Source organism: Paenibacillus sp. ICGEB2008 (genome assembly GCF_000307675.1).
In the GTDB taxonomy this organism is placed as follows: domain Bacteria; phylum Bacillota; class Bacilli; order Paenibacillales; family Paenibacillaceae; genus Paenibacillus; species Paenibacillus polymyxa.
Genome location: NZ_AMQU01000040.1, coordinates 1 through 884, shown reverse-complemented (window position 1 = coordinate 884; position 884 = coordinate 1). Strand labels below are relative to the sequence as shown.

General features: G+C 50.1%; 6 tRNA genes and 1 rRNA gene. All 7 read left to right on the top strand.

Annotation, left to right across the window (positions count from 1 at the left end):
- Positions 1 to 146: 146 nt before the first annotated feature.
- The 7 genes from rrf (at position 147) to C400_RS0125735 (ending at position 812) form a co-directional block, all read left to right on the top strand.
- A 5S ribosomal RNA gene (gene rrf / locus C400_RS0125765) occupies positions 147 to 262 on the top strand.
- 18 nt (positions 263 to 280) lie between these two features.
- Positions 281 to 356, top strand: a tRNA-Asn gene (locus C400_RS0125760).
- Between the two features lie 3 nt (positions 357 to 359).
- Positions 360 to 432 (top strand) — tRNA-Thr (locus tag C400_RS0125755).
- 11 nt (positions 433 to 443) lie between these two features.
- Positions 444 to 515 (top strand) — tRNA-Glu (locus C400_RS0125750).
- A gap of 11 nt (positions 516 to 526) precedes the next feature.
- A tRNA-Val gene (locus C400_RS0125745) sits at positions 527 to 602 on the top strand.
- A 55-nt stretch (positions 603 to 657) separates the two neighbouring features.
- A tRNA-Gln gene (locus C400_RS0125740) sits at positions 658 to 732 on the top strand.
- A gap of 4 nt (positions 733 to 736) precedes the next feature.
- Positions 737 to 812, top strand: a tRNA-Lys gene (locus C400_RS0125735).
- Positions 813 to 884: the final 72 nt, after the last annotated feature.

Sequence of the window (884 nt, the reverse complement as noted above, 5' to 3'; positions counted from 1 at the left end):
AAGACGCAATGAAGTTTCGGATCCAGTTTTCAGGGTGTAACCTTGAAGGTATGTAGAAGTACATACGACAAGCGTATGGCGATTCATTCACACGATCCGTGATGAACCGAATAACCTTACGGAAGAATTTGCGAGGCAAATTCATGTTTGGTGGCGATAGCGGAGGGGTTCCACACGTACCCATCCCGAACACGACCGTTAAGCCTCCAGCGCCGATGGTACTTGGACCGCAGGGTCCTGGGAGAGTAGGACGCCGCCAAGCGAGTTTTATAATTATTATTCCCTGATAGCTCAGTTGGTAGAGCACTCGACTGTTAATCGAGTTGTCACAGGTTCGAGTCCTGTTCGGGGAGCCATTTGCTCTCATAGCTCAGTAGGTAGAGTGCATCCATGGTAAGGATGAGGTCACCGGTTCGATCCCGGTTGAGAGCTTGTTACAGGATGGCCCGTTGGTCAAGGGGTTAAGACACCTCCCTTTCACGGAGGTAACAGGGGTTCGAATCCCCTACGGGTCATAGGATAGTATGGAGGCTTAGCTCAGCTGGGAGAGCATCTGCCTTACAAGCAGAGGGTCGGGGGTTCGATCCCCTCAGCCTCCACCATATTTTGTTCTCTTACATGGATGAAATATGGGGGAATTGTGAATCATATGCATATTGGGGATTAGCCAAGCGGTAAGGCAACGGACTTTGACTCCGTCATGCATAGGTTCAAATCCTATATCCCCAGCCATTAAGAGCCATTAGCTCAGTTGGTAGAGCACCTGACTTTTAATCAGGGTGTCGAAGGTTCGAGTCCTTCATGGCTCACCATTATCATTGTATGCGCGTGTGGCGGAATTGGCAGACGCACTAGACTTAGGATCTAGCGTCTTTGACGTGGGG